Here is a 23837-nt window from a genome sequence, read left to right as displayed (position 1 = left end):
TTCTATTTTTCTCACCTACAGTTTTATCTCTATCAATTTTCTTGTGGCTTTTTTAGCTTTAAGTCATTTTAAAAAGTAAACCGGAATTTGATTACACTTTATTTCAATTGGCTTTTCAGGACGCTAAGGTCAAAATTTGGTAGAAAATTCCAGTTTAAATTGCGCTTGGATATGTGCAGAAAGTAAATTTATTTTTAATCATATACGAGTGCAAGTATTGCGCTGGTAATAACAAACTCATCAGAACAGTGAGCTATCAAATGCCAGCGCTAATATATCTGTTGAGAAGGCTGCGGAATCTAAATTCAACCTTCCTATATGATATTAACTGGGAAGTTGAGTAAGGAAGAAATCTCTCAGGTTCTCACCCATTACTTTACGGATCTCTTCTTCAGTAAACCCTTGCCGAAGCATTTCTGCGGTAAGCACGCCCAGTTCACTTACGTCAAATGCAACCTTTACACTGCCGTCATAGTCCGACCCCAATGCGACATGATCCACACCCAGTGTATCAATGGCATAACGAATGGATTTAACAATGCTCTTGGGGCTTGTATCGCAGACAGCACCAGGCCAGAAACCAATTCCAACCAAGCCTCCTTTACCCGCTATCTCCTTCATTAGCTCGTCACTGATATTCCGGCGTGAGTTACACGCCCCTTGAAGCCCGGTATGGGAAACAATCACTGGGCGCTCGGCAATATCCAAAACTTCGCGGACGACCTGCTCGGAGGAGTGGGCGACGTCAATCACAATAGAGCGTCTTTCCATCTCCTGCACTGCTTTCCGGCCAAATGCGCTCAAACCCTGCCCGCTTTCTCCATGCAGGGAGCCACCCAGCTCATTGTCGAAAAAGTGTTGCAACCCCATCACTCGGAAGCCAGCATCGTATAGGCGACCGATGTTTTCGATCTTCCCTTCCAAAGGATGGGCACCTTCAGTGCCAAGGAGTGCGGCCAAAACCTCTCCACCCTGCTTCCTTGCTACAAGCACCTGTTGTAAGTCTGCCGCACTTTTGACGATACGTATTTGGTCAGGCGCAGATTGCTGTAGCGCATTAACACGCTCTGCATGATAGAGCGCCCGCTCATACAGGCTGCCCCACGCCTTTACTGGCCACGCCTGAGCAATGGCCAATAAGGTTATGTTATCGCCAGCTTTGCTGGAGTTCTTCTGATAGTTCTGCCCCCGGGGAGACTTGGTAACTGATGTGAAGACCTGGATACCCAGGTTACCTTCTCGCGCCCGGGGGAGATCCAGATGACCATAGTCAGCTCGCTTCCTCAAATCCCTAGCCCACAGGAAACTATCTGCGTGGAGATCCCCTACCAATAGACTCTGGTGTAGCGCTTTAGCCTCAGGTGACAGCGCTGCAATTTTGCCCGGCTCTACTTTGTTCATCGACTTTTCAATGGCCGGAAGCAAAAGCCATTTCCAGCTGGCGAACAATATCACCACCATTGTTGTCAGAAGAATGAACCACTTGCTCATCTATTGTCTCCGTTAGTAGAAATCCATGGGGAAGTTTGCACAGAGGCAACAACCTTCTTCGATCCATCAGGATCGCAGAATGAAGCAATTCGAGCGGTTGCTCAATAAGCAAGCAAGAGAAATAAAACTGTGGTGGTCGTGGAATAAGCGCTGGGACACCAACCTCGCACTTATCAGAAGAGAGAAAAATGAAGGACAAGCAGTGATTAAACTTTTACAACTGAACTTACTCGTATTATTCGCTCTATTCATGGGTGGTTGCGCCGCTTTATCGCCCAATTTTCAGCAGCCAGAGGTTGAGATTATTGGGCTGGAGCCGCTTCCTCCTGCCGTCGGCAGCGATCTGCGCTTCAGAATCCATTTGCGCATTTTCAACCCCAACAACCAAGAGCTACCCCTCTCCGGGATCTACTACAAGCTCAGTCTTGCCGGCCACAAAGTGATGACAGGAACCTCAAACAACTTATTGCCCATTGCCCCCTATGGCCAGGATGACATCGCGGTAGACGCAACTGCGAGCTGGATGGGGTCTCTATTCGCTGCCGCTGAATTAGCGAATAGTGGGCAGCAATCAGTACCCTATGAACTTCAGGCAAAGATTGGCCTGAGCAGGTCCATTGTGCCTTCCATTACAGTGCAGCGAAGTGGCGAAGTTCGACTAAATCAGAATCTGGGCCTCTACCACTAGTCCAAGCCTACTCACTTTGGATATAGCGTTTTAATCTCCCCAGTCGCCGACCTTGTCGGCACCGGGGATTTGATACTCGAGATAGTCTTCAACAGTGAATGGCATCTCACTGATGACTGCGCGCACGCGCTCACCAATAGCCTGTGTCTCAGGGCGCGCATTGGCCAGCCCGGTATAGGGTATGCCTTTGCCGCTGGCTACGTCTGGATATTTACGTTTGAATAAACGGTGGCGAGCCACCATATGATTGAACTGGCCCTGGGTGTAAATTAACGGCACCAACTGCGGGGACTCCTCCCGGGGGTCCATATATAAATCGTAATAAGCCTCCGGCATCCCCGACCCTGCCACCTCCCCCGCTCCCAGCCAATGCCTCTTATATCGCCCCTTTACTGTTGCCCCCAATTCCTTACCCGTATAAATAAATACATAATCCCGGCGGCCATGAGTATCGCCGTTTAGGAACAGAGCGGTCTGGTCGAGGCCATCAACGACGCGATCCGTGGGAATAGCATCAGTTGCTCCACCCAAGCGAGCGAAAGTCGTATACAGGTCAGTGATATGAATAATATCTCCTGCCGTTTGTCCCGCTTCGATAGTTCCTGGCCACCAGGCAAAAGCAGGTACGCGAACGCCGCCCTCAGTAAAATCCCCTTTGCCACCCCGATACAACATGGGCAGCATTCCCCACCCCGCCGGCGGACTGTGAACCATAGGGCCATTATCCGCCATTGCAACGAACAAGGTATTTTCAGCGAGGCCTAAGCTTTTCAATTCTTGCATCAGCACCCCGACAAAGTTATCCATCGCCGGGAAAGCATCGGCAACCATCAGCCCGGCTACCGAGCGCTTGGGGTTATACATCGCCATGAAATTAAGGAGATTGGGCCAGTAGGCAACGAAAAACGGTTTCTTCTGCTCTGCACTGCGACGAATAAACGCCAGCGTTCTCTGTTCTGCTTCTGGATCAAACTTAGCGAAGCACTCGTTGGATGTTCCGCACCACTCTCGCCCGGGTTGTCCCTTTTTCCCTTCAATATTCATTACCCAGCCAGCGGGAATCAGACCAGGGCTGTCCAACCGATAGGGATCAGGTGGATAGATTTCGGGGAACATGCCCAGCACCGCATTTGCTACATTTGCCTGGGGGTTAAACAGGGAGGTAATCTGGTTCATCGGAGTGAACAACGCCTCATCGAACCCCTGATTGTGTAAATAACTCTCCTCGATATCTCCAAGGTGCCCCTTGCCGAAAAAGCCTGTCGTATAACCCGCTTGCGAAAGTACCTCGGCAATAGTGACTTCTTCTGCGCGTAGACCGGAAAACTCATGGGGCATACCCACTTCACCCATGCCATAGCGCACCGGTAGCCGTCCGGTGAGCGCAGCAGCGCGGGTTGGTGTGCATGAGGGTTCAGAGTACATGCGGGTAAAATTGATACCCTCTGAAGCCATCTGGTTTAGATTTGGCGTTGAGTAGCCAAAGTTCTTTTGTAACGCAGGAAAGCCAACAGCTCCAAATGCAGTGTCATCCCACAGCAGGAATACTATATTCGGTGGCTGTCCATATTTCTGCCGCAACTGCTGTAAGCGTTGCTCAAGCTCCGCATCCTCTTGATCCCAGCGATCGCCGTTTTGCATCTTGAGAATATAAAACTCGGCATCGTGTACAACTTGCCCCTCGACATTGAGAGTGATGCAAAGCAGCCAGATCATAATCAGGTGGCTTTTGACGGACATGAGCTTCCTATAGATCGCAGAAAAGTATCTAACAATTTAGAGGAGCGCAGGGGCTTGGAAGAGGAAGAGCGAGTTTAAGCGGGGTAAAGAGCGCCTCGTTTTCCAGCAAATGCCAGAATCGAGGCGCCAATTTCGTGAGAGAAGTAATTCTCCTCTATCTACTTATCCCGGCTGTCGGCCATAAGGGCCGGCCATGCGGCGCGCAAGTACATCACCATCGTCCACAAGGTGAGGCCGGCAGCGATATAGAGCAGCAGGTATCCAATAGTTTCCATCACCGGAAACTCCCTAACATCGAAGGCAAGCAGAACAAGAATTGCTGCCATCTGTGCGGTGGTTTTGACTTTGCCTACATAGGAAACGGCAACACTGCTGCGCTGCCCCAGCTCAGCCATCCACTCCCGCAACCCAGAGACCGCGATCTCTCGACAGATGATCACCGCCGCAGCAATCGCAAACAGCGGATTGTCATGCAGTCCCACCAGCAAGACCAATGCCGTAGCCACCATTAGCTTATCGGCAACCGGGTCCAGAAAGGCACCGAGGGCAGTACTCTGATTTAATTTTCTGGCGAGATAGCCATCAAGCCAATCGGTAATTGCGGCAACTGCAAAAATTGCAGCAGAAGCAATGTAACTCCACTTGTACGGCAAATAGAAAACCAAAACAAAAAATGGGATCAAAGCAACACGTAACAGTGTCAGTTGATTGGCGATTGTCATACTTTTCTCTATTCTTGCGGAGGGCGTACGTTATCAAGCCATCGCGCAAAATGAAACGCTTTGGAAAAAACTGGCCATTTAATCGCCAGCTCAATCCTGTTCTACTCGTGGTGTAGTGCCGAGTATATATCCTGAGCCAATTTCCGGCTGATACCATCCACGCTGGCAATCTCCGTTACTGTTGCGCGCTTTAGCTCCTGCAAACCTCCGAAATGTCGCAGCAGCGCCCTGCGGCGAGTGGGCCCTACTCCAGCGATACCTTCCAATGGAGACTCCCTGCGTTTTTTATCCCGTTTTGCCCGGTGGCCAGCGATAGCAAAGCGGTGCGCTTCGTCTCGCACTTGTTGAATTAAGTGCAGCGCTGATGAGTCGGCGGAGAGTACAAGCTCTTTGTTACTGGAAACCACATGTAATGTTTCAAAGCCCGCTTTTCGTGTAGTTCCTTTGGCAACACCAATAATTTGCACTCCGACAATGCCCAGCTCATTCAGAGCTTCGACCGCTTGTGTAACCTGGCCCTTCCCCCCGTCGATCAACAGGATATTGGGGAATTTGCCCTCGCCACCGGAAAGGCGCGTATAGCGCCGTTTTAGCGCCTGCCCCATTGCCGCATAATCATCGCCCGCCTGGATACCCTCAATATTGAATCGGCGATAATCCGACTTCACCGGGCCTCCGGTATCAAATACAACACAGGACGCAACCGTGGCCTCACCGGAAGAATGGCTGATGTCAAAGCACTCAAGCCTCTCCGGGAGCTGCTCCAGTTCTAATACTTCCTGTAGCTTCTCGAAACGGTTGTAGAGTTTTTGCTGGGCTGCAGTTCGACTAGTCAAATTCTGTTGTGCTGCCTGTTGCGCCATCTCAACCCAAGTGGCCCGCTTGCCACGCAACTTATGGGTGATACCAACATCGCGACCACACTGCTCGCTAAGAGCCTGTTGAAGTGGCTCGAGATCCTGTAAGGCCTCTGAAACCAAAATCTCACGGGGGATCTCTCGAGGACTGCCCAGGTAAAATTGCGGGACAAATGCGGAAAGTAGCTCTGGCGGTGTGAGCCCCAGGCGCTCACTGGGAAAATAACTGCGACTCCCCAGAATTCGCCCCTGCCTGACAAACAGAACGTGTACGCAACAGCTGCCGCCCTCACTGGCTATCCCCAGCACATCCACATCGCCACTTGCTCCCTCTGCTACCTGATCCGCTTGTAGACGACGTAGCGCGGAAATTTGGTCCCGCAGTCTCGCGGCTTTTTCAAATTCCAGCGCCCGGGATGCCTCATCCATTTGATCGGCCAACTCCTGGATAATGCTGTCACTTTTACCCGTGAGAAACATCTCTGCGTGGCGAACATCCTGGCGATAGTCCTCGGGAGAAATAAAATCGACACAGGGAGCGGTACAGCGCTCTATCTGATATTGAAGGCAGGGCCTTGAACGGTTGCGAAAAACACTGTCTTCACAAGAGCGGATTCGAAAAGTTTTTTGCAAAAAGTTCAGGCTGTCGCGAACCGACGATGCATTTGGAAAAGGTCCGAAGTATCGGCCTTTCTTGCGCTTGGCACCACGGTGGAATGCAATACGGGGGAAAGTGTCATTGCTGGAAAGAAAGATATAAGGGTACCCTTTATCATCCTTCAGCATCACATTGTATGGGGGCCGCTGGGACTTGATCAGGCTTTGTTCAAGCACCAGGGCTTCGGTTTCACTGCGCGTAACGGTGACTTCGATGTTTCCAATACGCTGCACCAGCGCCATGGTTTTTGTCGTTAGTCCGGAGCTCCGAAAGTAGCTCGACAACCGATTGCGAAGGTTCTTGGCTTTCCCTACGTAGAGGATTTTATTTTCGGCGTCGAACATCTGGTAGACGCCGGGTTTGCGAGTTACTGTCGCGAGGAAACGCTTGCTGTCGAACATCTGGCAACCGGCCTCAATATTTTAAGAAATCAGCCACTTTTCAATTAAAGTGCAGCATCTGGGTCGAGAATTTGGTGTTTAACAGCGAGGATCGTCAACTCTACATCACTATTAATATCCAACTTCTCAAAAATCCTGTAGCGGTAGCTATTCACCGTTTTGGGGCTTACCGAGAGAGACTTTGCAATATCCGCAACCTTGGCGCCATTGACGATCATGTCTGCAGTCTGCAATTCCCTTTTAGATAATTTTTCAAACGGAGATTGCTGATCATCCTGGCCGCTGACACTGCGCATCGCCATTTTGGTTGCCATGGAATTACTGATAAAAACACCACCTGAAATAACCGTCCGTATCGCTCGAACCATTTCTTCAAGATCCGCGCCTTTAGTCACGTAACCCATTGCCCCAGCCTGCATCAAGCGGCCCGGGAATAAATCATCATCAAGTGCACTAACGGCAACAACCTTTGCCTCCGGGCACCGCTGCAGCAGCTTTCTAGTCGCTTCAAGGCCGCCCATTCCTGGCATTTTTACATCCATCAGAATGACATCAACATTAGACCGGCGAACGAATTCCAGGGCCTCCTCGCCACAGTTTGCCTCTCCGGCGACTTCTATATCCTCAACATCACCCAGCATGCGCGAAATGCCCATTCGCACAAGATCGTGATCATCCACCACTAAGACTTTGATCAAGCTATCCCCAACTACGGATAAGTGCAGTGGCTACGCCGCGTATACATCCCCAACGCACGAGCTCTATAAACTGCGTTCTTCTTTTTAGCTCACGGTGAAACTACCCCGTGTAGGCCCCCCTGGAACCCAACCGCAACATACCAGACAAAAACGCTACTGCAAAGCAGAAGCACCGTTTCAAATGCTGCTGAACAGACATTTGGCCACAGGATCTTGCTGCCTTTATAACATTTAATTATAGCGTAAAAACGTACCAATTAATTTTTCTGCGATCAAGATGAGCACTTCCGCAAAATTTGCGATAGAAGATTCATTTTATCGCAGAAAATATTTATGAAAGAAATCGGAATATGAGAAAATGTAAGAGGTTGAATTCGTTATAACAAAATAATCGTCAACAACTAGAACAATTCTCTACTGATATTCAGGCTGAAAACTGCCAACCCCACCCAACAATTTGCACTTTTCTATTGGGTACTTGATAACTGCAATTCAGTGAAAAATAAAAGAAGGGATTGTCCGTACCCTCATGCAAACAATCTTGAATAGATTAAGGGTAATAGCGCGGCTCAGGCTCCAGGGTAACACCAAACTTAGCCTGCACATCAGAAGCGATAGCGCGAGCCAATCTTGTCACTTCATCACCCCGGCCCCGGCCGGGATTAACCAAAACCAATGCCTGCTGGTGGTGAACTCCAACCGCTTCTTGCCGCCTGCCCCGCCAACCAGCGCGATCAATTAGCCAACCTGCCGCCAGCTTCCAACCTTCACCGCTGGCATAAGCTACTAAATCGGGATGTTCCGATTTTAGGTTTTGGTAAATGTCCGCATTCACCACAGGGTTTTTAAAGAAGCTGCCAGCGTTAGGGATTTGATCGGGGAGCGGCAATTTACTGTTGCGAATATCGATAACCGCAGCGGAAATTTGTGCGGGTGTTAAAGAGTCACAATCCCAACCTTGCTGGTCAATAAATTGCTGTAGGGCCGGGTAAGCTACCTTGGGCTGCCAATCTTGTGCAAGGCTAAGGTTAACCTGGGTAATAATAAATTGATCGCGCAACTGCCCTTTAAACACACTGTCCCGGTAATCAAACTCACAGTCCGACGCGGAAAAGTTATGTAGTGCACCTGTAGAAATTTCCATGGCCTGCAAGCTGCAAAAACAGTCTCGCAACTCTACGCCATAGGCGCCGATATTTTGGATTGGGGCTGCCCCCACTTTACCTGGAATCAGCGCGAGGTTTTCCAAGCCTCCCATGCCCTGCTCGACAGTAGACATAACCAGCTGGTGCCACCCCTCCCCGGCCGCCGCCTCAATCGTACCGCCACGACCATTGGGAGTAATTGTTAGCCCTCGCAGCCCGACCTGAATTGCAAGCCCGGGAAAGTCTCCCGTTAATACGATATTACTGCCCCCACCCAACGGCAGAATCGGCAAACGCTTCTGCTGCGCAAAACTCAAAGCCTCACGCAATTCATCCAGGGTTTCCACACGCGCAAAATAAGCCGTGTTGGCTGAAATCGCCAGAGTATTGTGGGGCTGTAAATCGATATTGGCTTCAATCATTAGGTTCTACATCAGGCCAGGGTTTCTCGCATACGCTGAAGATCCTGCTCAGTATCTACGCCGCCGGGCACTTCTGCGCAGGCATCCGCTACGTGAATCTCTTGGTCGTGGTAAAGAAAACGCAGCTGCTCCAGAGCCTCGAACTTTTCTAGCGGGGCCATAGGCCAAGAGACAAACTGGCGCAATAGCGCAACACGATAAGCATAGATACCAATATGGCGACGAGGTTCCAAGCCCCTTGGCAGTTCACTGCTATCCATCGCAAAGGCATCTCTGGGCCATGGGATTGGCGCTCGTGAAAAATACCTGGCCAGCCCGGACTCTGTTGTCACTACCTTGACGATATTCGGGTTGCGAAAATCCTCCACTGAGGTGATGGGTTCCGCCAGGGTTGCAACGCCGGCTCGCTTGCTAGCCGCCAGGTTTTCAGCTACTTGATTTATCACCTCGGCGGGTATCAAAGGTTCATCGCCCTGCACATTGACCAAAATGCGGTCCTCGGCAAGGCCCAGGTTCTGAGCCACCTCCTGCAGTCGGTCAGTTCCCGAGGCATGCTCGGCAGATGTCATACACACCTCGGCGCCGAAGCCGTGAGCCACCTCCGCTACACGCATATCATCGGTGGCGATAACCACCCTCTGAGCATCGCTCTCACGGGCACGCAAATAAACATGCTCCACCATCGGCTTGCCGCCGATATCAGCCAAGGGCTTGCCTGGCAGGCGGCTGGAGCCATAGCGTGCGGGAATAATGACGTCGAAAGAAGAGTTACTTTTCATTTTCACTAAATTGTTGCAAGTGCTTGTGTACTTTTTGATAAAAAAGGTCTGGCAACTTGGCCCGCACCTCGAGCGCCCACCAGTGACTCTCCCAGAAATCACGACATTTCACCGCATCTTTCATGGTCATGATCACGGGGGTTTCCCCATCGAAGTGCAGTTCCTGGGGGCTGAATTGATGATGATCGTCAAAAGGTTGCTCTGTTACCTCGAACCCTAGCGCTTGCAGTGACCGGAAAAACCGCTTGGGATTACCGATCGCTGCCACCCCGTGGCAAGGCCCGACTTCAGGCCCTGACGGCAGGCGCAATGTGGAGGTTTGGTCGAGGTTAAACTGGTGCCAGCAGGAAGGCTCGAGCGTCATTTCAAACTCTAAAAGCCCACCGCACTGATCCCTGACTTTGGCTTCTGGCTCTCCATTACTAACCAGCATGTCGACGCTTTGCAGGCGCGTCACCGGTTCCCTCAGAGGTCCTCTGGGCAGCATATGACCATTGCCCAAACCGCGATGACCATCAACTACACAAATTTCATAGCTGCGCCACAAACTATAGTGCTGCAGCCCATCGTCAGACAAAATAACATCGCACTGGTGATAGTCGATCAGGGCCTGCGCCGCCTCGGTGCGATTGGGAGAAACCATCACCGGCACACCAGTGATCAAGTGCAGCATCAGCGGCTCATCCCCGGACTCCAGGGGGTGGGATTGGGCAGTCACCTGATAGGGATATTTTTCTGCGCGACCACCATAGCCACGGCTGATAATCCCCGGATTGCGACCCCGCTCCTTTAGCCAGCGAGCCAGCTCCGCCACCAATGGCGTTTTACCCGCACCGCCAACGGTGATGTTACCGATGACGATGACAGGAACTGATAAGGGCTCCGGTGGAGTGCGAGAACTCATTACCCGGCGCCGCTTGCTCACCCCCCCATAGAGTAATTCCAGCGGGGTGAGCAGGGAGAGCGAGCGACCTTCACCCTTTTCGGGGTACCAGCGCTTGTTAAACCAGTCTTCCAGTGACATCCAGGTGCCCTACCCCATTGTTTGCTGCTGTAACAGAGATGCGTATCGACCACCCTGGGCGAGCAGCTCTGCGTGATTCCCGCTCTCTACAATTCGACCTTTCTCCATCACCAGAATGCGATCGGCATTCTCGATCGTACTCAGGCGATGGGCGATAACAAACGTAGTGCGGTTTTTCATGACTTCAGCCAGAGCCGCCTGAATATGGCGCTCCGATTCATTATCCAGTGCTGAGGTGGCCTCATCCAAGATCAGTATGGGCGCATCCTTAAGCAGGGCACGGGCAATAGACAAGCGCTGGCGCTGGCCGCCGGAGAGCATCTGCGCATTATCCCCCAGAACCGTATTCGCCCCCTCAGGTAGCTCTTCAATAAATTGAGCTGCATGTGCCTGCTCCATAGCACGCAGAACATTTTCCTTGGGTGCATGCTCTAATTCACCGTAGGCAATATTGCGATATACAGTGTCGTTAAACAGCACGATATTTTGGGAAACCATACTGATATGGCGGCGCAACTCTTTAAGTGGCACCTTGGAAATATCAGCCCCATCGACCAAGATACGTCCACCTGTCGGCTCGTAAAACCTAGCCAGCAGACTTACCAGCGTGCTCTTGCCGGAGCCAGATGCACCCACCAGGGCCACTGTTTCTCCCGGATTTACCGCGAAACTGATGTCGGAGAGTACTTTAGGTGCTGCCGGGTCATAGCTAAACTCAAGCCCTTCAAAAGCTACTGTGCCATTCACAGGCTTAGGTAGCTGAGCTTCACCATCCTGGGGCTCTCTGGGAGCATCCATTACTTCAAAGATACTCTCCGCTGCCGCAATACCCTTCTGGATATCGGCAAAAATTTCGGAAAGGCTGCGCACCGGCTTGGCCAAGGATGCAGCCGCACCAATATAGGCGGCAAAAACCCCAGCAGTCATGGACTCAACCATACCCGGTGCCAGAGCCAGCCAGACAATAGTTGCGGTAGACAAACCAACCAGTATCTGAATTACAGAAACACTGGCATTGTTTGCTACTACGAGCTTCATAAACTGCCGACGGTTATTGTCACTGGCAGAGAGGAAGCGGGATTTCTCGTAATCCTGCCCCCCATACATCCGCACCACTTGATAGCCATTGATCGCCTCCTGGGTAACATGGGTAACGTCGCCCATGGAATTCTGGATGCGATGGCTTAATTTGCGGAAACGCTTACCCACGATGCGCACAATAAAGGCGATCAAGGGGGCAAAAAGGAAGAAGGTTAAAGTCAGCTTCCAGTTCACCAGTAACAGGTAGGTCAAGAGACCGATTACCGTAAACGACTCGCGGAAGAGTACCTTCACCGCCTTGGTGATGGAGTTGGTTACCTGCTCAACATTGTATGAAACCTTTGAGATCAGGTAAGCGCCGGTATAGCGGTCAAAATAGGAGCTGGGAAGCTGGCCAATTCTCTCAAATAGCTGTGTTCGCAACTCGTGGATCACTGCGCGGCCCACATAGGCTAAACCATAGCTGCCGACAAAATTGCCAATAGCCCTAAGGACAATAATCAGCAACATTGCAAGCGGTACAAGCCAACGAGCAGTCTCCTGGGGCATTACCCCGTCGGGGTAATAGGATGCTACAAACTTTGAGAGAAACCCGCGACTCTCTTGGATTCCAGCCCCCACTGCATCGAGCAAAAGCTCGGTCACAGCAATAAGGCTGACGCCCATGATCGAAAACAGGAAGAAGCCCAGTACCGCAACCCCGAAAATCGCCATGTGCGGGCGGGCATAAGTGAGCAATCGACGGTAAGTTTCCGCCCCATTTTGCGGTTTGCTGGGGGGCGCTTTTACTTTCTTCATACAGACCAATGAATGGACTCGCCCCAACTGGGGCGAGTGGGCACAGAAACCGAAGGTAAGTCAGCTCCCTACAGGGTTCCGCGCTAGTTTTCTTCCGGCTGCCGTGTAGTAATGCTTAGGTTGACAAAGCCTAGCTGTCCAGCGGCATCCATTGCCCGAACCACGGCTTGGTGATGAGCGGTGGCGTCGGCGGTTATCACAAGCGGGCGATTGTACTCGCCTGCGGAAACTTCCGACAGCGCAGATTTGAGGGTGTTGATCTTCTTGTTGATCAAAGCTTGTCCATCTACTGAATAGGAACCATCAGCACTGATCAAAATCTCTACAGATTTAGGTTGGTCAACAGACTGAGGACCTGCTGCTTCAGGCAGGTTCAGCTTAAGATGGCTTTCCTTGGTGAAGGTTGTAGACACCATAAAGAAAATCAACAGCAGGAATACCACATCGATAAGTGGTGTCAGGTTAACCCCTTCCTGCTCTGTGGCTTGGCGGCGGAATTGCATTGCTTGCTACCCCGCTCAGGCCGCATCTTCGATTTTACGATCGCTGTGCAGAGCATCCACAAGCTTGACAGCTTCCTGCTCCATTGCCACAACAATCGTGTCAACGCGACGCTGGAAGTATCTGTGTGCCATTAACGCAGGAATAGCGACAGTCAGGCCAGCGGCAGTGGTGATCAATGCCTGGCTAATACCACCGGCCAGTACGCCTGCATTACCGGTACCTTCCACCATAATCGCGGTAAAGACCTGGATCATACCGATCACAGTACCCAGCAAACCAATCAGCGGTGCTACGGCAGCAATCGTGCCCAGAGCACCCAGGAATCGCTCCAGTTCATGCACAACCTGGCTGGCAGTTTCCTCGATGCTATCTTTCATTACTTCGCGACCGTGGCGGGAATTGGACAGGCCCGCAGCAAAAATTTTTCCCAGTGGGCTGGAGTCGCGCAGCTCCTTCAATTTTTCCGCATTGACCTGGTTATTTTTAAGCCAGCCCCATACCTCACCTAATAAAGTACGTGGTGCAATATGCTGCGAGTGCAAAGTCCAGAAACGCTCGACACAAATAGCAATAACCGCTACAGAGCAAAACAGGATTGGCCACATCAGCAGGCCGCCGGATTTTATTATCTCAAACACTTTCTTAGCCCCAGAAAACCAGAGGGAATTTTTGGAAAATTATTACTGCGTCCTCGACGCAGAGCAGCACTTTATCACAGCTGGTGCCGGCGGCTAAGTCCTCCCACGCATCCTTATTCCCTGTTGTGACTCGCATACCAAAACCGTGGTGCCAAACGAGCCTGTAAAATTTGCGGCTCTTGTTCTCCGGCTCGCCAGAAAAATTCTACCGCTCCGCTCTCCGCAGTACTGAAAATGCTGGCACCGAAGTTTTGGTAGCGCTTCACAACATCGGTGTGAGGGTGGCCAAAGTGGTGTCGGAAACCGGCACTAAATACAACCCGTTTAGGCCTGGCCCATTCGAGCAAAGCGACCGATGAGGAAGAGCGGGAACCATGATGGGGCGCAATCAGTACGTCAACAGCGGGAAATTGTGGATACATTTTAGACAGTTGATATTCAACCTTACGACTGATATCCCCAGTAAGCAGTAAACGCACCCCCTGCCACTCAGCCAAAATTACACAGCTATGATCGTTCTCCTCACCATCCAGTAATTCCTCTCCCTGTGCCGTTAAGGAAGGCCATAACCATCGAAATGATATATCTCCCAGTTGCTCTTCCGTTCCTGCCCGACACTGCTCAGTAATCGTGGCTGGCGATAATGGTAAATTGCTAGCTAAAGTCCCTGGAGCATAGAGCTTTTTTGCCTCAATGTTTCTAAGTAAACCCTCCACGCCGCCGGCATGATCCCTATCGCCATGACTGACGATCAGCACATCGAGTTCACTACCTCCGCTACTCATCAAGTAGGGAGCCACTATCGAACCTCCCGCGCTCCAGCCCGAGGGGATTGAAGGCCCTGCGTCGTAAACAATACGGCTTTTTCCAGTGCTGATAACTACTGACAACCCCTGACCAACATCCAGCACTGAGAATTTCAAACGCTCATCTGCCGGTGCCAATGTAGAAAGCCAGGGCTGAGCAACAGGAAGAAAAAATAACCAGCCCAACTTGCGCCCTGGCAACCCTTTAGGCAGCAAAAGTAGCACCGCGCCAAGCCCGGCGATGACTATCACCAATGCAGTGGAGGCAATCGCAAACCCACGGAACCCCGGTATCGTATGATCGACAATATCGAGCGCAGTCATCAGCAGGTCCAACTGCCAACCTGCAAACTGCAGCAACCAAACACCCAGCTGAGTATCAATAAATACAGCACCTAACATAAGTGACGGCAAAATAGACAGGCCCATCCAGGGAATCGCTACAAGATTGACCAATACACCAGAAAGACTAAAGCCAGAAAAATATATTATCGATGGGATAAACAAGCCAATTGCAATCAGCCACTGGCTGCGCAACGGCTGCCATAACGATAACTGGGAAAATCGGTGCTGCCATGCGGTTACAGCACCAGGGGCCTCAGCCTTCGGCCTCCATTGCGGCTCTCGACTTAAAGCAATTCGCCCACTAAACCCCAAAAGCAGGCTCCCGACGGCCACAAAGGACAACCAAAAACCAGCACTGTAAAAAGCCAGTGGCTGCAAAGTAAGCACTATTGCCAGTGCCAATGAGAAAGCAAAACCCGCTCCCAGTCTGCGCCGCCAGTGCCACCCCAGCAATAGCACCCAGGTCATTACAAGCGCCCGTTGTGCGGATAGAGGAACGCCGGCGATCAAGGTATAAGCAAGGCTCGCCACCAAGGCGAGCCCTATCGCAATACCAAAACGGCTGGTGCCCGTAAAAAGCCCAATCCCTTTTGCCAGTACGGTGCCCATCAACAAAATACAACCGGCCACCATGCCCACATGTAAGCCGGATATGGCAATAAGGTGGCCCGTACCTGTCCTTTTAAGCAGGTCGGTATCACCTTCGCTCAACTGACTGCGATCCCCTAATAATAGCGCCGCTATCAGGTCCGGTCGTTGGATCGGTAACTGACTAATTTGGGAGCGCAATTCATCCCTTAACTCGATAATGCCATTCCCCTGCCCCAGCCACTGAGGAGGATAATCGCGGGGGCGAACATACCCTGTTGCCGTAATTCCCTCTCGCAACAGCCAGCCTTCATAGTCGAATGTATGTGGATTCACACTTCCCCTAGGGCTTCTCAATCGCACAGGCAATATCCATTGAGAGCCACCCCGCAGACGAGCCAGAGCCTCACCGTCAACTCGGTACCAGGTTAGGTTGAGAAGGCTTCCGATAGATAGCTCTGGCGGTGCTAACTGGCCACCCTCTTCACCTAAAGAACTGGAAACAATATCCACAACTCGAGCGCGAAAACGCACTGTGTGTGATTCTGAACTAGCGCCAAACCCTCCCCCCTCAGTTAATTCAGGCAGCGAGACCAGGTTCAACTGAAGTACAAAGTCCGCACCATGTGCACCGAGGGGGAGCCGGCGATCCAGCGATGCTTCATGAGAGTGGAGTGCCCAGGTCGCACCAATAAAGGAGAGAAAGATCAGAGCAAGGGGGCGCCAGCGGCGTATTACCATCCAGGCAAACAAGGCTAGAGAGAGATACAGTGCCCTCAGAGTGTTTTCAGCGGGTAATCGGGCAAAACAACCCACCGCGATAATAGAAAGCGAGTAGACCCAAAGGTATATGCTGGGCCCCGTGTAGCCGAGAATGCCTCTCGCCTTAGCCAGCAGGCGAGAAAGCCCGTAAATTCTCTCCCGAAAACTCCATAATTCCTTCCCCTGCGCCATCCCTTGCACCGCCCTTTTTGTTCAACTATTGACCACCTCTACTTAAATCAACGATGATTGCGGCCCGCCGCTTCAGGCGCCTAAAACCTTACTATAACTAGCTTACCTGCCATTCATAGCACCGGTCGGTCACATATTTTTAAGAAAAATGCCATTTTTAACATGTTTGTAATATTCAAAACGCAGAATCCGCACCAAATCGAAAGGCAGCCAACTAGGACGACACGGAAGGCACCTTTCAACCCAAAACCATAAACTGTGCGAGACGATTATGAATAAGACCGCTCTCTCTCTGGCCATCGTTGCCATGGTACCTGCTCTGGCCAACGCCCAAGATGAAGGCGATGTACTCGACTTTTACGGCAAAGCCAATGTCACTTTCCAGGCAGCTGACGAAGGTGACGATTCCGTCACCGACGTTCAGAGCAACGCTTCCCGCCTGGGCGTTAAGGGTGAAATAGCCCTGACTGAAGGCGTTAAAGGTATCTACCGTATGGAATACGAAGTAGATATGGACGGTGACGCTGACGATACTTTCTCCCAGCGCAACATCTACGCAGGTCTGGAAGGCGGCTTCGGCCAAGTCATCGCTGGTAAGTTCGATACTCCCCTGAAAGTTGCCCAGAAAAAAGTTGACCTGTTCAACGACCTCGAAGGCGATATCAAGAGCCTGATCACCAGCAGCGATAACCGCGAAGAAGACGCACTTCAGTACACTACTCCTTCTTTCGGTGGCTTCAAAGCTTCTGCGGCTTTCATCAGCAACAAAGAAGAAGTTATTGACGAAACTACCGGCGAAGAACGCAACAACGGCGTTTCCATGTCTGTCGCCTATGACAACAACGGTGTTTACCTGGCCTACGCTATGGACCAGGACGTTGAAGGTCAGGACGTTGACGTTCATCGTTTTGTAGCTCAGTACAACATCGGCCCTGTACAAGTAGGCGCCCTGTTCGAAGAGCAAGATGCTGACGGCGGCGAAACTGTCGACGGCTGGATGAGCTCTGTTGCTTACAAGCTGGACCAGTGGACTCTGAAAGCCCAGTACGGCCAGTCTGATATCAAAGAAGAAGGCGGCGAGACTTTCAGCCTGGGCGCAGACTACAAATTCAACAGCGCAGCCAAAATTTTCGGCTTCTACACCGACGAAACTGCTGACGAAGACTACGATCGCAGCTACGCCGGTATTGGTGTTGAATACAAGTTCTAATCATTCCTTAAATGTGGCGGTCCAAATTGGAAAGTGCGACTCTGCCGCTTGGGGAAGATTGAGCAATGAAAAAGGCGGCCTTTGGCCGCCTTTTTCACTCTGGGGAATTTCCTAAGGAGCCCCTAAATAACCAATAGATCCATAAAGCGATTAACTGACAACTGCTTTAACCCTTGAAGATCATTAATAGCTGCAAAAATTTTGTTAGCCCGCCCTTGAGGGAATCGCGTAGCTAAATTACTACGGAACTTATCTTCCAATAACGGAATCCCCTCCCGTCGGCGACGGCGGTGTCCCATCGGATATTCAACTTCAATCTTTTCTGATGCGTCACCACTTTTAAAAAATACTTGTACCGCACTGGCTATAGAACGCTTATCTGGGTCTAAATAATCTCTTGAGTAACCTTTATCTTCTATCACTTCAATCTTGTCCCGCAAGATATCGATCTCTTTGTGATCGCGATGAAAATCATCTTCATAAAAACCTGGCTGTAAGTCACCAAAAATAAGCGCCACTGCAACAATATATTGCAAACAGTGATCCCGATCTGCCGGATTATTTAATGGACCTGATTTAGTGATGATGCGAAGGGCTGATTCATGTGTGGTCACCACTACTTTAGTAATAGTATCGATACGGTCTGCAACCTGTGGATGTAAAATAATTGCCGCCTCACAAGCTGTTTGACCGTGAAACTCAGCCGGATAAGAAATTTTGAATAAGATATTCTCCATGACATAGGAGCCAAAACTTCTGGGGAACTGAAAATTGCGTTCTGATGGTGGTTTCAGTTGCTGCTCAGCATTTGTCTTGCTAAACAGGACATCATAAAAACCCCATTGCTTTGCTGTAAGTACTCCGGGCACTCCCATTTCTCCACTTATCGCCAAATCAGCCAAGCGAACCCCACGGGAACTGGCATCACCTGCAGCCCAGGACTTGCGTGATCCAGTATTCGGGGAGTGCCTATAGGTCCGCAATGCTCCACCATCCGCCCACGCCTGAGACACCGCCGCCATTACTTCCTCCCGCCCAGCACCTTTAAGCCAGGCAGCCACAGCGGCAGAAGCAACCCGCACCAGTAGTACATGATCGAGCCCAACCCGATTAAAGCTGTTAGACAATGCCAAGACACCTTGAATCTCGTAGGCTTTGACCATTGCTTCGAGTACCGCGCCCATTTTTATTGGGCTTCCCCCTTTAACTAATCGCCCTTGCGACAGGTGGTCACAAACGGCCAATATTGCCCCAAGATTGTCAGAGGGATGCCCCCATTCAGCCGCCAACCAAGTGTCGTTGTAATCGAGCCATCGAATTATACAGCCGATATCCCATGCAGCTTTTATCGGGTCCAAGCGAAACCGGGTGCCAGGTACCCGGGCCCCATTCGGCACCCATGTCCCCTCCACCCAGGGTCCTAACAACTTTGTACATTCAGGGAAACTCAACGCCAGAAAGGCACACCCCAAGGAGTCCATCAGGCTTAACCGTGCTGTTTCCCAAGCATCACTGGAACCCACTTTGAAATGAAGCACATAATCTGCGATATCCTGTATCACCTGATCGTAATCGGGGCGGATATTCGGAGCGGGGTCGGCAATCATGATTGAATAGCCCGTGAAATTGTCGGAGGGCAAAACAGATGGAGTAAGATTAGCTGCTTCCTAAACTTCAGATAGCTAAACAAACGACCGAAGAATTCTATATTGTTAGGAATCTCTAAAAACAGGAATCAACCCACTTGCAACGAACTAGCGACCCAATAAAAACACTTCGATTCCTCAAAGAAACGGTATTATTCCGACAAGGGGATTCTGGCCCCCAGATTTATTTTATTCATGCCGGCTACGTCCTTATCCAAAAAGTGGACTACTGCGGCAACCTAGCCATTATCGATCTCTATGGGCCCGGATCATGGTTTGGACCAGGTCTAACTGGGAAAAACCTGGACATTCAAGCAACCGCCAAATCCGGCAGTGAACTGGAAGCTACTTCCATTCAACATCTAAACGCCATGATGGCGCGCCAATCACAGACCCTCGATGAGCTGTTGCAACAACTAGCCGCAAGGGAGTCTCAGCTTCAGCAACGTCTTTTCCTCCACATCACCGCCCCCTTACCGGTCCGGTTGGCCAACCTGTTAGCACAACTATTTAATTACCGGGGACAACCCTGTGGCCATGGACATCAACTAGACATCAAGTTGACCCAGTCCGAACTGGCCGTCATGGCTGGTGGCAGCAGGCAAACAGTCAGCCAACAGCTTAAACAGTGGAAGTCTGATGGAGTTATCGACTATACGCGCCAATATATCTGCCTTCTCGATCAAACCGCGTTAAAAGGCCTGGCAGAGAACCAAATATATGCGCCAGTGTCAGCCAGCTGACAGTTTTACCCTTCCCGCCTTCATATACTTTCCAGCAGCTGAAACCCGGGTATAGCTCTCCCACATCAACAGCAATGGAAAAGGATTATGCGCAGCGCCTACTTATTTACCTCTTTAGTTCTGACACTCGTATTGGGTATTTCTGCAAAGGCCGATGAAGACCTCAATTCAACCTATAAAAGCATGGTTGATAGCCAGGGGAATATTACTTTGCCGGATAATTACCGCCGGGAATGGGTCTTCCTGGGCTCCTATCAGGTAAAGTCCTCGAGTGGCGATGGATGGGATACTCATAATGTTTATACCCAACCCGAGGCAGTAGAAGGGTATCGCAAAAAGGGGAAGTTTCCCGATGGGACAGTTTTGGTAAAGGATGTTAATAGCACCCAATCGGAGCCCTTAACCACAGGGTTGGCTTATTACTCTTCAGACCTTCAATTCACTTTTATGATGGTAAAAGACGATAACAACCGCTTCCCAGAAAACCCGGCTTGGGCCGAAGGCTGGGGATGGGCTTTATTTAAGCCAGGAATAGCCAAAAGTGAAACTGAAACCTGGAAAGGCACCGGGCTTAACAACTGTTTTGGATGTCATTTGCCTGCCAAGAATAATGACTGGGTATACACACAGGGTTATCAGCAGGTCCTGCAGAACTAAAAAGTAAACAGCAAAAATCAGAGGTTAGAGGTCTATTATTCGGCTAGAGTAACAGCATAGATTCCCTCCATAACAGCTTATCACCCCCACCCCAGCGCTAATTGATTTATATCAATTAGCGCGATCTTGAATACCGTTAACATGCGGCCGCGTCCGACTATTCCACTATGAGTTTTTCCGTGTTTAAACCTGAGTTACTGTCCCCCGCAGGGACTTTAAAAAATATGCGATATGCGTTTGCCTATGGTGCCGATGCCGTTTATGCCGGCCAGCCCCGCTACAGCTTGCGTGTGCGCAATAATGAATTTAAAAATATTGAAACCCTGCGCCTAGGCATAGAAGAAGCACACCAGCAAGGAAAACAGTTCTATATCGCCTCTAATATCGCCGCTCACAACGACAAAGTTCGCAGTTACCTGCGGGACTTGGAAGAAATTGTCGAAATGGGGCCTGACGCCCTGATTATGTCCGACCCAGGCCTGATAATGATGGTAAGGGAGCGCTGGCCTGATCTGCCAGTCCACCTATCCGTACAGGCCAATGCGGTAAACTACGCGACCGTAAAGTTCTGGCATCGCCAGGGGTTATCTCGGGTAATACTTTCCCGGGAATTATCCCTGGATGAGATTGAAGAAATTCGCCAGAAAGTGCCTGAGATGGAGTTGGAAGTCTTTGTCCACGGTGCGCTCTGTATCGCCTATTCCGGGCGCTGCTTGCTATCCGGTTATATGACCCATAGAGATGCCAACCAGGGTGCCTGCACCAACTCCTGCCGCTGGCAATACCAAGCTCATGAAGCCAAAGAGAATGAAGTTGGCGAGTTGATTCATGTGCAAACCCAGGAACCTATCCAGCAACCCACCTCCGCCAGTGACAGTACTTCCCAGGCCTTTTTACTACAGGAAGAAGGTCGCCCTGGAGAATATATGCCGGCCTACGAAGATGAGCACGGTACCTACATCATGAACTCCAAAGATCTGCGGGCCGTACAGCACGTCAAGCGCCTCTCGGAAATGGGCGTTCACTCTTTAAAAATCGAAGGTCGCACCAAATCCCACTACTATGTGGCTCGTACTGCTCAGATCTATCGTCGCGCGATAGACGATGCTGCAGCAGGAAAAGACTTTGACATGAAGATGATGGACGAATTGGAAACCCTCTCGAATAGGGGCTACACGGAAGGTTTCTACCGTCGCCATCCACCAGCAGAATACCAGCAATATGAAAAGGGGTTGATATCAACTCCGGGCCAACAGTTCGTAGGCGAGCTTATTGACGGAAGTCCTGAGTATTTGACGATTGATGTTAAAAATCGCTTTGAGCGCGGTGATCAATTGGAGTTAATGACTCCCAGCGGTAGCTTGTTCTTCCCCTTGGAGCAAATGGAGAATACGGAAGGCAAAGCGATCGATGTAGCTCCAGGATCCGGGCATATCGTGCAAATACCCCGACCAGAGGGGGTTGATGACGATCAACTTCAACAGGCGCTATTGGTCAAAGCTCTGGGATAACCCTCGGCCTGTAATTTGCACTATGGCTTATCAAGCTCTTCGTTTTGCAAATATATTTTGTTAAAGGTGTAGTGGTTTAGACAATCTACCGGATTCACTAAGCCACGACACCTTTATTCCCTCTACATCTCCACAATTTTACTTGTGAACCTATCCTCAAAATGCATTGGGTAATCGTTAAACCTCTCAAGTTACTGCCCACCTCATAATATTCAAACCGTCCTGTATTTCCCCACCATTCACCGCAAGCAACTGGTTCTTGTACCAATTTTCCTGCATTTTCAGCCTCACCTAAAACCCGTTTAAAGCCCTGAGTTTTGATCACAAAAATATGCTCGACAGTACTAATTACAAGATAAAAACCCGCCCTCCCTCGGAGTTCCAACAGGAATACACCCGTTTTAAATAGTTATGATTTTCCACCTCTAACTCGCCCCCGAATCAAGGTTTCACAGTAGAAAAGCGTGCAACGATTGCTTAACCAAGGAAATGCCGCAATATGGATATTATTAAACCTAAGAAACGCCCCCTGATTAAGCACCCTTTAATGCTGGGTGGTGCTGCTCTTGCTTTTGTGGCATTTACCAGCACCCTCCTGTTACTTCCTGACAGCGCCTATAAGGTAGAGCGGGAACAGCTGATGTTGGGTACCGTCCAACGGGGAGACCTGCAAGTTGTGGTAGATGGCTACGGTAGGCTGCGTTCAGACAAGCAGACTTTAATTACCGCCCTAACCGCAGCGAATGTTGAAAAAATCATGTTGCGTCCCGGTGCAGAAGTACAAAGTGATAGCATCATTATGCAGCTGAGTAATCCAGAGTTAATGCGCGACCTGGATGCAGCCGAAACCTCCCTGGAGCAAGAGGAAGCTAATCTGCGCCGGCTTGTTCTGAACAACCAGCGCGATGTTCTCGCGGAGGAAGCCATACTCGCGGAATTGAACTCCAATTACCAAGTGATCAAGTTGCGTCGCGAAGCTGAGGACGAGCTGGTAAAAAGTGGAGTGGTTTCCCAGCTCACCTACCAAACCACCGTCTTACGCCAGGAACAGATGAAAAAACGTGTGGACCTGCAAAAACAGCGTATCAATCACTTGCGCAAAGTCGCCGTCGAATCAGAGTTAATCCAGCGCGAGCAAATCAACCAAGCCCAAACCCAATTGCAAAGTATCCAGCAACGTACAGACCGACTGACAGTACGCGCCGGCCTGAACGGCATACTGCAACGACTACCAGTAGAGCTGGGGCAAGGTGTCGATCCCGGGCAAGAGCTGGCGCTGATCGGCAGCGAGACTGATCTTCTCGCTTTGGTTCAAGTACCACAATCCAAAGCAGAGCAACTGGAGGTTGGCCAGCCCGCTGAAATTGATACCCGCAGAGAAAAGGTCGAAGGTATGGTAACCCGTATTACTCCTGAAGTTCGGGACGGCAATATTGAAGTGGAAATTGCTTTTAGCGCGGGCGCGCCAGAGTCTGCCAGGCCACAGCTCAACGTCGATGCCCGGATATTCACTGCCACGATGGAAAATACGTTGTTCGTCGAGAGACCTATCAATGTGCAGAGGCACAGTGAGGCCAATCTCTTCCTGATTAACGAAAACGGGGAGGAAGCGGCACTCCAGCCCATCAGCTTCGGCGAGGAGTCAGGTCGATATATCCAGATCACCCAAGGCCTCAATGAAGCGGACCGCATCATCCTCTCGGATATGGCCAATTTTAATGAAGCTGAGCATATCCAGATTGTTGACTAAAGCCTGAAACCCAAAGCGAGA

19 protein-coding genes are annotated in these 23837 nt (G+C 50.6%); 6 read left to right on the top strand and 13 right to left on the bottom strand.

Annotated elements, in window-relative coordinates:
• Positions 1-324: 324 nt before the first annotated feature.
• Positions 325-1491: a dipeptidase gene (locus ACJJI4_RS08280; RefSeq protein WP_444927704.1), complete on the bottom strand. Its 1167-nt coding sequence runs from the start codon at positions 1489-1491 to the stop codon at positions 325-327.
• Between the two features lie 79 nt (positions 1492-1570).
• On the opposite strand from ACJJI4_RS08280, the gene ACJJI4_RS08275 reads away from it, so the two are divergent.
• Complete coding sequence (locus ACJJI4_RS08275; protein ID WP_444917057.1) at positions 1571-2179, top strand: LEA/WHy family protein; 609 nt, start codon at positions 1571-1573, stop codon at positions 2177-2179.
• 30 nt (positions 2180-2209) lie between these two features.
• Here the strand turns inward: ACJJI4_RS08275 and ACJJI4_RS08270 are convergent, their stop codons facing one another.
• The 11 genes from ACJJI4_RS08270 to ACJJI4_RS08220 form a co-directional block, all read right to left on the bottom strand.
• A complete protein-coding gene (locus tag ACJJI4_RS08270) occupies positions 2210-3919 on the bottom strand; it encodes a sulfatase-like hydrolase/transferase (RefSeq protein WP_444927703.1) in 1710 nt (569 codons plus the stop codon).
• A gap of 158 nt (positions 3920-4077) precedes the next feature.
• Positions 4078-4641 carry a CDP-diacylglycerol--glycerol-3-phosphate 3-phosphatidyltransferase gene (pgsA, locus tag ACJJI4_RS08265; protein WP_413665675.1) on the bottom strand — a complete coding sequence of 188 codons (564 nt, stop codon included), beginning with the start codon at positions 4639-4641 and terminating at the stop codon, positions 4078-4080.
• Positions 4642-4742: 101 nt separating this feature from the next.
• Positions 4743-6557, bottom strand: coding sequence for an excinuclease ABC subunit UvrC (uvrC, locus tag ACJJI4_RS08260; RefSeq protein ID WP_444905361.1), 1815 nt, complete (start codon positions 6555-6557; stop codon positions 4743-4745).
• Between the two features lie 44 nt (positions 6558-6601).
• A complete protein-coding gene (locus ACJJI4_RS08255) occupies positions 6602-7255 on the bottom strand; it encodes a response regulator (protein WP_413665673.1) in 654 nt (217 codons plus the stop codon).
• Positions 7256-7805: 550 nt separating this feature from the next.
• Positions 7806-8822 (bottom strand): UDP-N-acetylmuramate dehydrogenase, encoded by a 1017-nt coding sequence (murB, locus tag ACJJI4_RS08250; RefSeq protein ID WP_444927702.1) that lies wholly within the window; start codon positions 8820-8822, stop codon positions 7806-7808.
• 11 nt (positions 8823-8833) lie between these two features.
• Positions 8834-9601, bottom strand: coding sequence for a 3-deoxy-manno-octulosonate cytidylyltransferase (gene kdsB / locus ACJJI4_RS08245; RefSeq protein ID WP_444905363.1), 768 nt, complete (start codon positions 9599-9601; stop codon positions 8834-8836).
• The gene (lpxK, locus tag ACJJI4_RS08240) at positions 9591-10625 is read right to left on the bottom strand and encodes a tetraacyldisaccharide 4'-kinase (RefSeq protein ID WP_444912975.1); all 1035 of its coding nucleotides are present in this window, start codon (positions 10623-10625) and stop codon (positions 9591-9593) included. The genes kdsB and lpxK overlap by 11 nt, the downstream gene beginning before the upstream one ends.
• A gap of 9 nt (positions 10626-10634) precedes the next feature.
• On the bottom strand, positions 10635-12464 hold the full coding sequence (msbA, locus tag ACJJI4_RS08235; RefSeq protein WP_444917054.1) for a lipid A export permease/ATP-binding protein MsbA: 1830 nt from the start codon (positions 12462-12464) through the stop codon (positions 10635-10637).
• A gap of 83 nt (positions 12465-12547) precedes the next feature.
• Positions 12548-12967, bottom strand: coding sequence for an ExbD/TolR family protein (locus tag ACJJI4_RS08230; protein WP_444897173.1), 420 nt, complete (start codon positions 12965-12967; stop codon positions 12548-12550).
• 15 nt (positions 12968-12982) lie between these two features.
• Entirely contained in the window at positions 12983-13606 is a 624-nt protein-coding gene (locus ACJJI4_RS08225) for a MotA/TolQ/ExbB proton channel family protein (RefSeq protein WP_413665667.1), read from the bottom strand.
• A 113-nt stretch (positions 13607-13719) separates the two neighbouring features.
• The gene (locus tag ACJJI4_RS08220) at positions 13720-16299 is read right to left on the bottom strand and encodes a DNA internalization-related competence protein ComEC/Rec2 (protein ID WP_444927701.1); all 2580 of its coding nucleotides are present in this window, start codon (positions 16297-16299) and stop codon (positions 13720-13722) included.
• Positions 16300-16570: 271 nt separating this feature from the next.
• Here ACJJI4_RS08220 and ACJJI4_RS08215 point away from each other — a divergent pair, with 271 nt between their 5' ends.
• Complete coding sequence (locus tag ACJJI4_RS08215) at positions 16571-17509, top strand: porin (RefSeq protein ID WP_282932674.1); 939 nt, start codon at positions 16571-16573, stop codon at positions 17507-17509.
• 122 nt (positions 17510-17631) lie between these two features.
• Here the strand turns inward: ACJJI4_RS08215 and ACJJI4_RS08210 are convergent, their stop codons facing one another.
• Complete coding sequence (locus tag ACJJI4_RS08210; protein ID WP_444927700.1) at positions 17632-19116, bottom strand: bifunctional 2-methylcitrate dehydratase/aconitate hydratase; 1485 nt, start codon at positions 19114-19116, stop codon at positions 17632-17634.
• 137 nt (positions 19117-19253) lie between these two features.
• Here ACJJI4_RS08210 and ACJJI4_RS08205 point away from each other — a divergent pair, with 137 nt between their 5' ends.
• The 4 genes from ACJJI4_RS08205 to ACJJI4_RS08190 all read left to right on the top strand — a co-directional run bounded on the left by ACJJI4_RS08205 (position 19254) and on the right by ACJJI4_RS08190 (position 23816).
• Positions 19254-19898 carry a Crp/Fnr family transcriptional regulator gene (locus ACJJI4_RS08205; RefSeq protein WP_444927699.1) on the top strand — a complete coding sequence of 215 codons (645 nt, stop codon included), beginning with the start codon at positions 19254-19256 and terminating at the stop codon, positions 19896-19898.
• 87 nt (positions 19899-19985) lie between these two features.
• On the top strand, positions 19986-20555 hold the full coding sequence (locus tag ACJJI4_RS08200) for a cytochrome P460 family protein (protein WP_444927698.1): 570 nt from the start codon (positions 19986-19988) through the stop codon (positions 20553-20555).
• Between the two features lie 179 nt (positions 20556-20734).
• The gene (gene trhP, locus ACJJI4_RS08195) at positions 20735-22066 is read left to right on the top strand and encodes a prephenate-dependent tRNA uridine(34) hydroxylase TrhP (RefSeq protein WP_444927697.1); all 1332 of its coding nucleotides are present in this window, start codon (positions 20735-20737) and stop codon (positions 22064-22066) included.
• Positions 22067-22565: 499 nt separating this feature from the next.
• Positions 22566-23816 (top strand): efflux RND transporter periplasmic adaptor subunit, encoded by a 1251-nt coding sequence (locus tag ACJJI4_RS08190; RefSeq protein ID WP_444912966.1) that lies wholly within the window; start codon positions 22566-22568, stop codon positions 23814-23816.
• Positions 23817-23837: the final 21 nt, after the last annotated feature.

This window comes from Microbulbifer maximicatervae (SeqCode) (assembly GCF_052467305.1).
The sequence above is the reverse complement of the archived record's forward strand: the minus strand, read 5'-3'. Positions and strand labels throughout refer to the sequence as shown.

What these genes read in the sequence shown, in the direction of transcription:
- ACJJI4_RS08280 (WP_444927704.1), bottom strand. Translation starts at nt 1,491, where the DNA reads ATGAGCAAGTGGTTCATTCTTCTGACAACAATGGTGGTGATATTGTTC.
- ACJJI4_RS08275 (WP_444917057.1), top strand. Translation starts at nt 1,571, where the DNA reads ATGAAGCAATTCGAGCGGTTGCTCAATAAGCAAGCAAGAGAAATAAAA.
- ACJJI4_RS08270 (WP_444927703.1), bottom strand. Translation starts at nt 3,919, where the DNA reads ATGTCCGTCAAAAGCCACCTGATTATGATCTGGCTGCTTTGCATCACT.
- pgsA (WP_413665675.1), bottom strand. Translation starts at nt 4,641, where the DNA reads ATGACAATCGCCAATCAACTGACACTGTTACGTGTTGCTTTGATCCCA.
- uvrC (WP_444905361.1), bottom strand. Translation starts at nt 6,557, where the DNA reads ATGTTCGACAGCAAGCGTTTCCTCGCGACAGTAACTCGCAAACCCGGC.
- murB (WP_444927702.1), bottom strand. Translation starts at nt 8,822, where the DNA reads ATGATTGAAGCCAATATCGATTTACAGCCCCACAATACTCTGGCGATT.
- kdsB (WP_444905363.1), bottom strand. Translation starts at nt 9,601, where the DNA reads ATGAAAAGTAACTCTTCTTTCGACGTCATTATTCCCGCACGCTATGGC.
- lpxK (WP_444912975.1), bottom strand. Translation starts at nt 10,625, where the DNA reads ATGTCACTGGAAGACTGGTTTAACAAGCGCTGGTACCCCGAAAAGGGT.
- msbA (WP_444917054.1), bottom strand. Translation starts at nt 12,464, where the DNA reads ATGAAGAAAGTAAAAGCGCCCCCCAGCAAACCGCAAAATGGGGCGGAA.
- ACJJI4_RS08230 (WP_444897173.1), bottom strand. Translation starts at nt 12,967, where the DNA reads ATGCAATTCCGCCGCCAAGCCACAGAGCAGGAAGGGGTTAACCTGACA.
- ACJJI4_RS08220 (WP_444927701.1), bottom strand. Translation starts at nt 16,299, where the DNA reads ATGGCGCAGGGGAAGGAATTATGGAGTTTTCGGGAGAGAATTTACGGG.
- ACJJI4_RS08215 (WP_282932674.1), top strand. Translation starts at nt 16,571, where the DNA reads ATGAATAAGACCGCTCTCTCTCTGGCCATCGTTGCCATGGTACCTGCT.
- ACJJI4_RS08210 (WP_444927700.1), bottom strand. Translation starts at nt 19,116, where the DNA reads ATGATTGCCGACCCCGCTCCGAATATCCGCCCCGATTACGATCAGGTG.
- ACJJI4_RS08200 (WP_444927698.1), top strand. Translation starts at nt 19,986, where the DNA reads ATGCGCAGCGCCTACTTATTTACCTCTTTAGTTCTGACACTCGTATTG.
- ACJJI4_RS08190 (WP_444912966.1), top strand. Translation starts at nt 22,566, where the DNA reads ATGGATATTATTAAACCTAAGAAACGCCCCCTGATTAAGCACCCTTTA.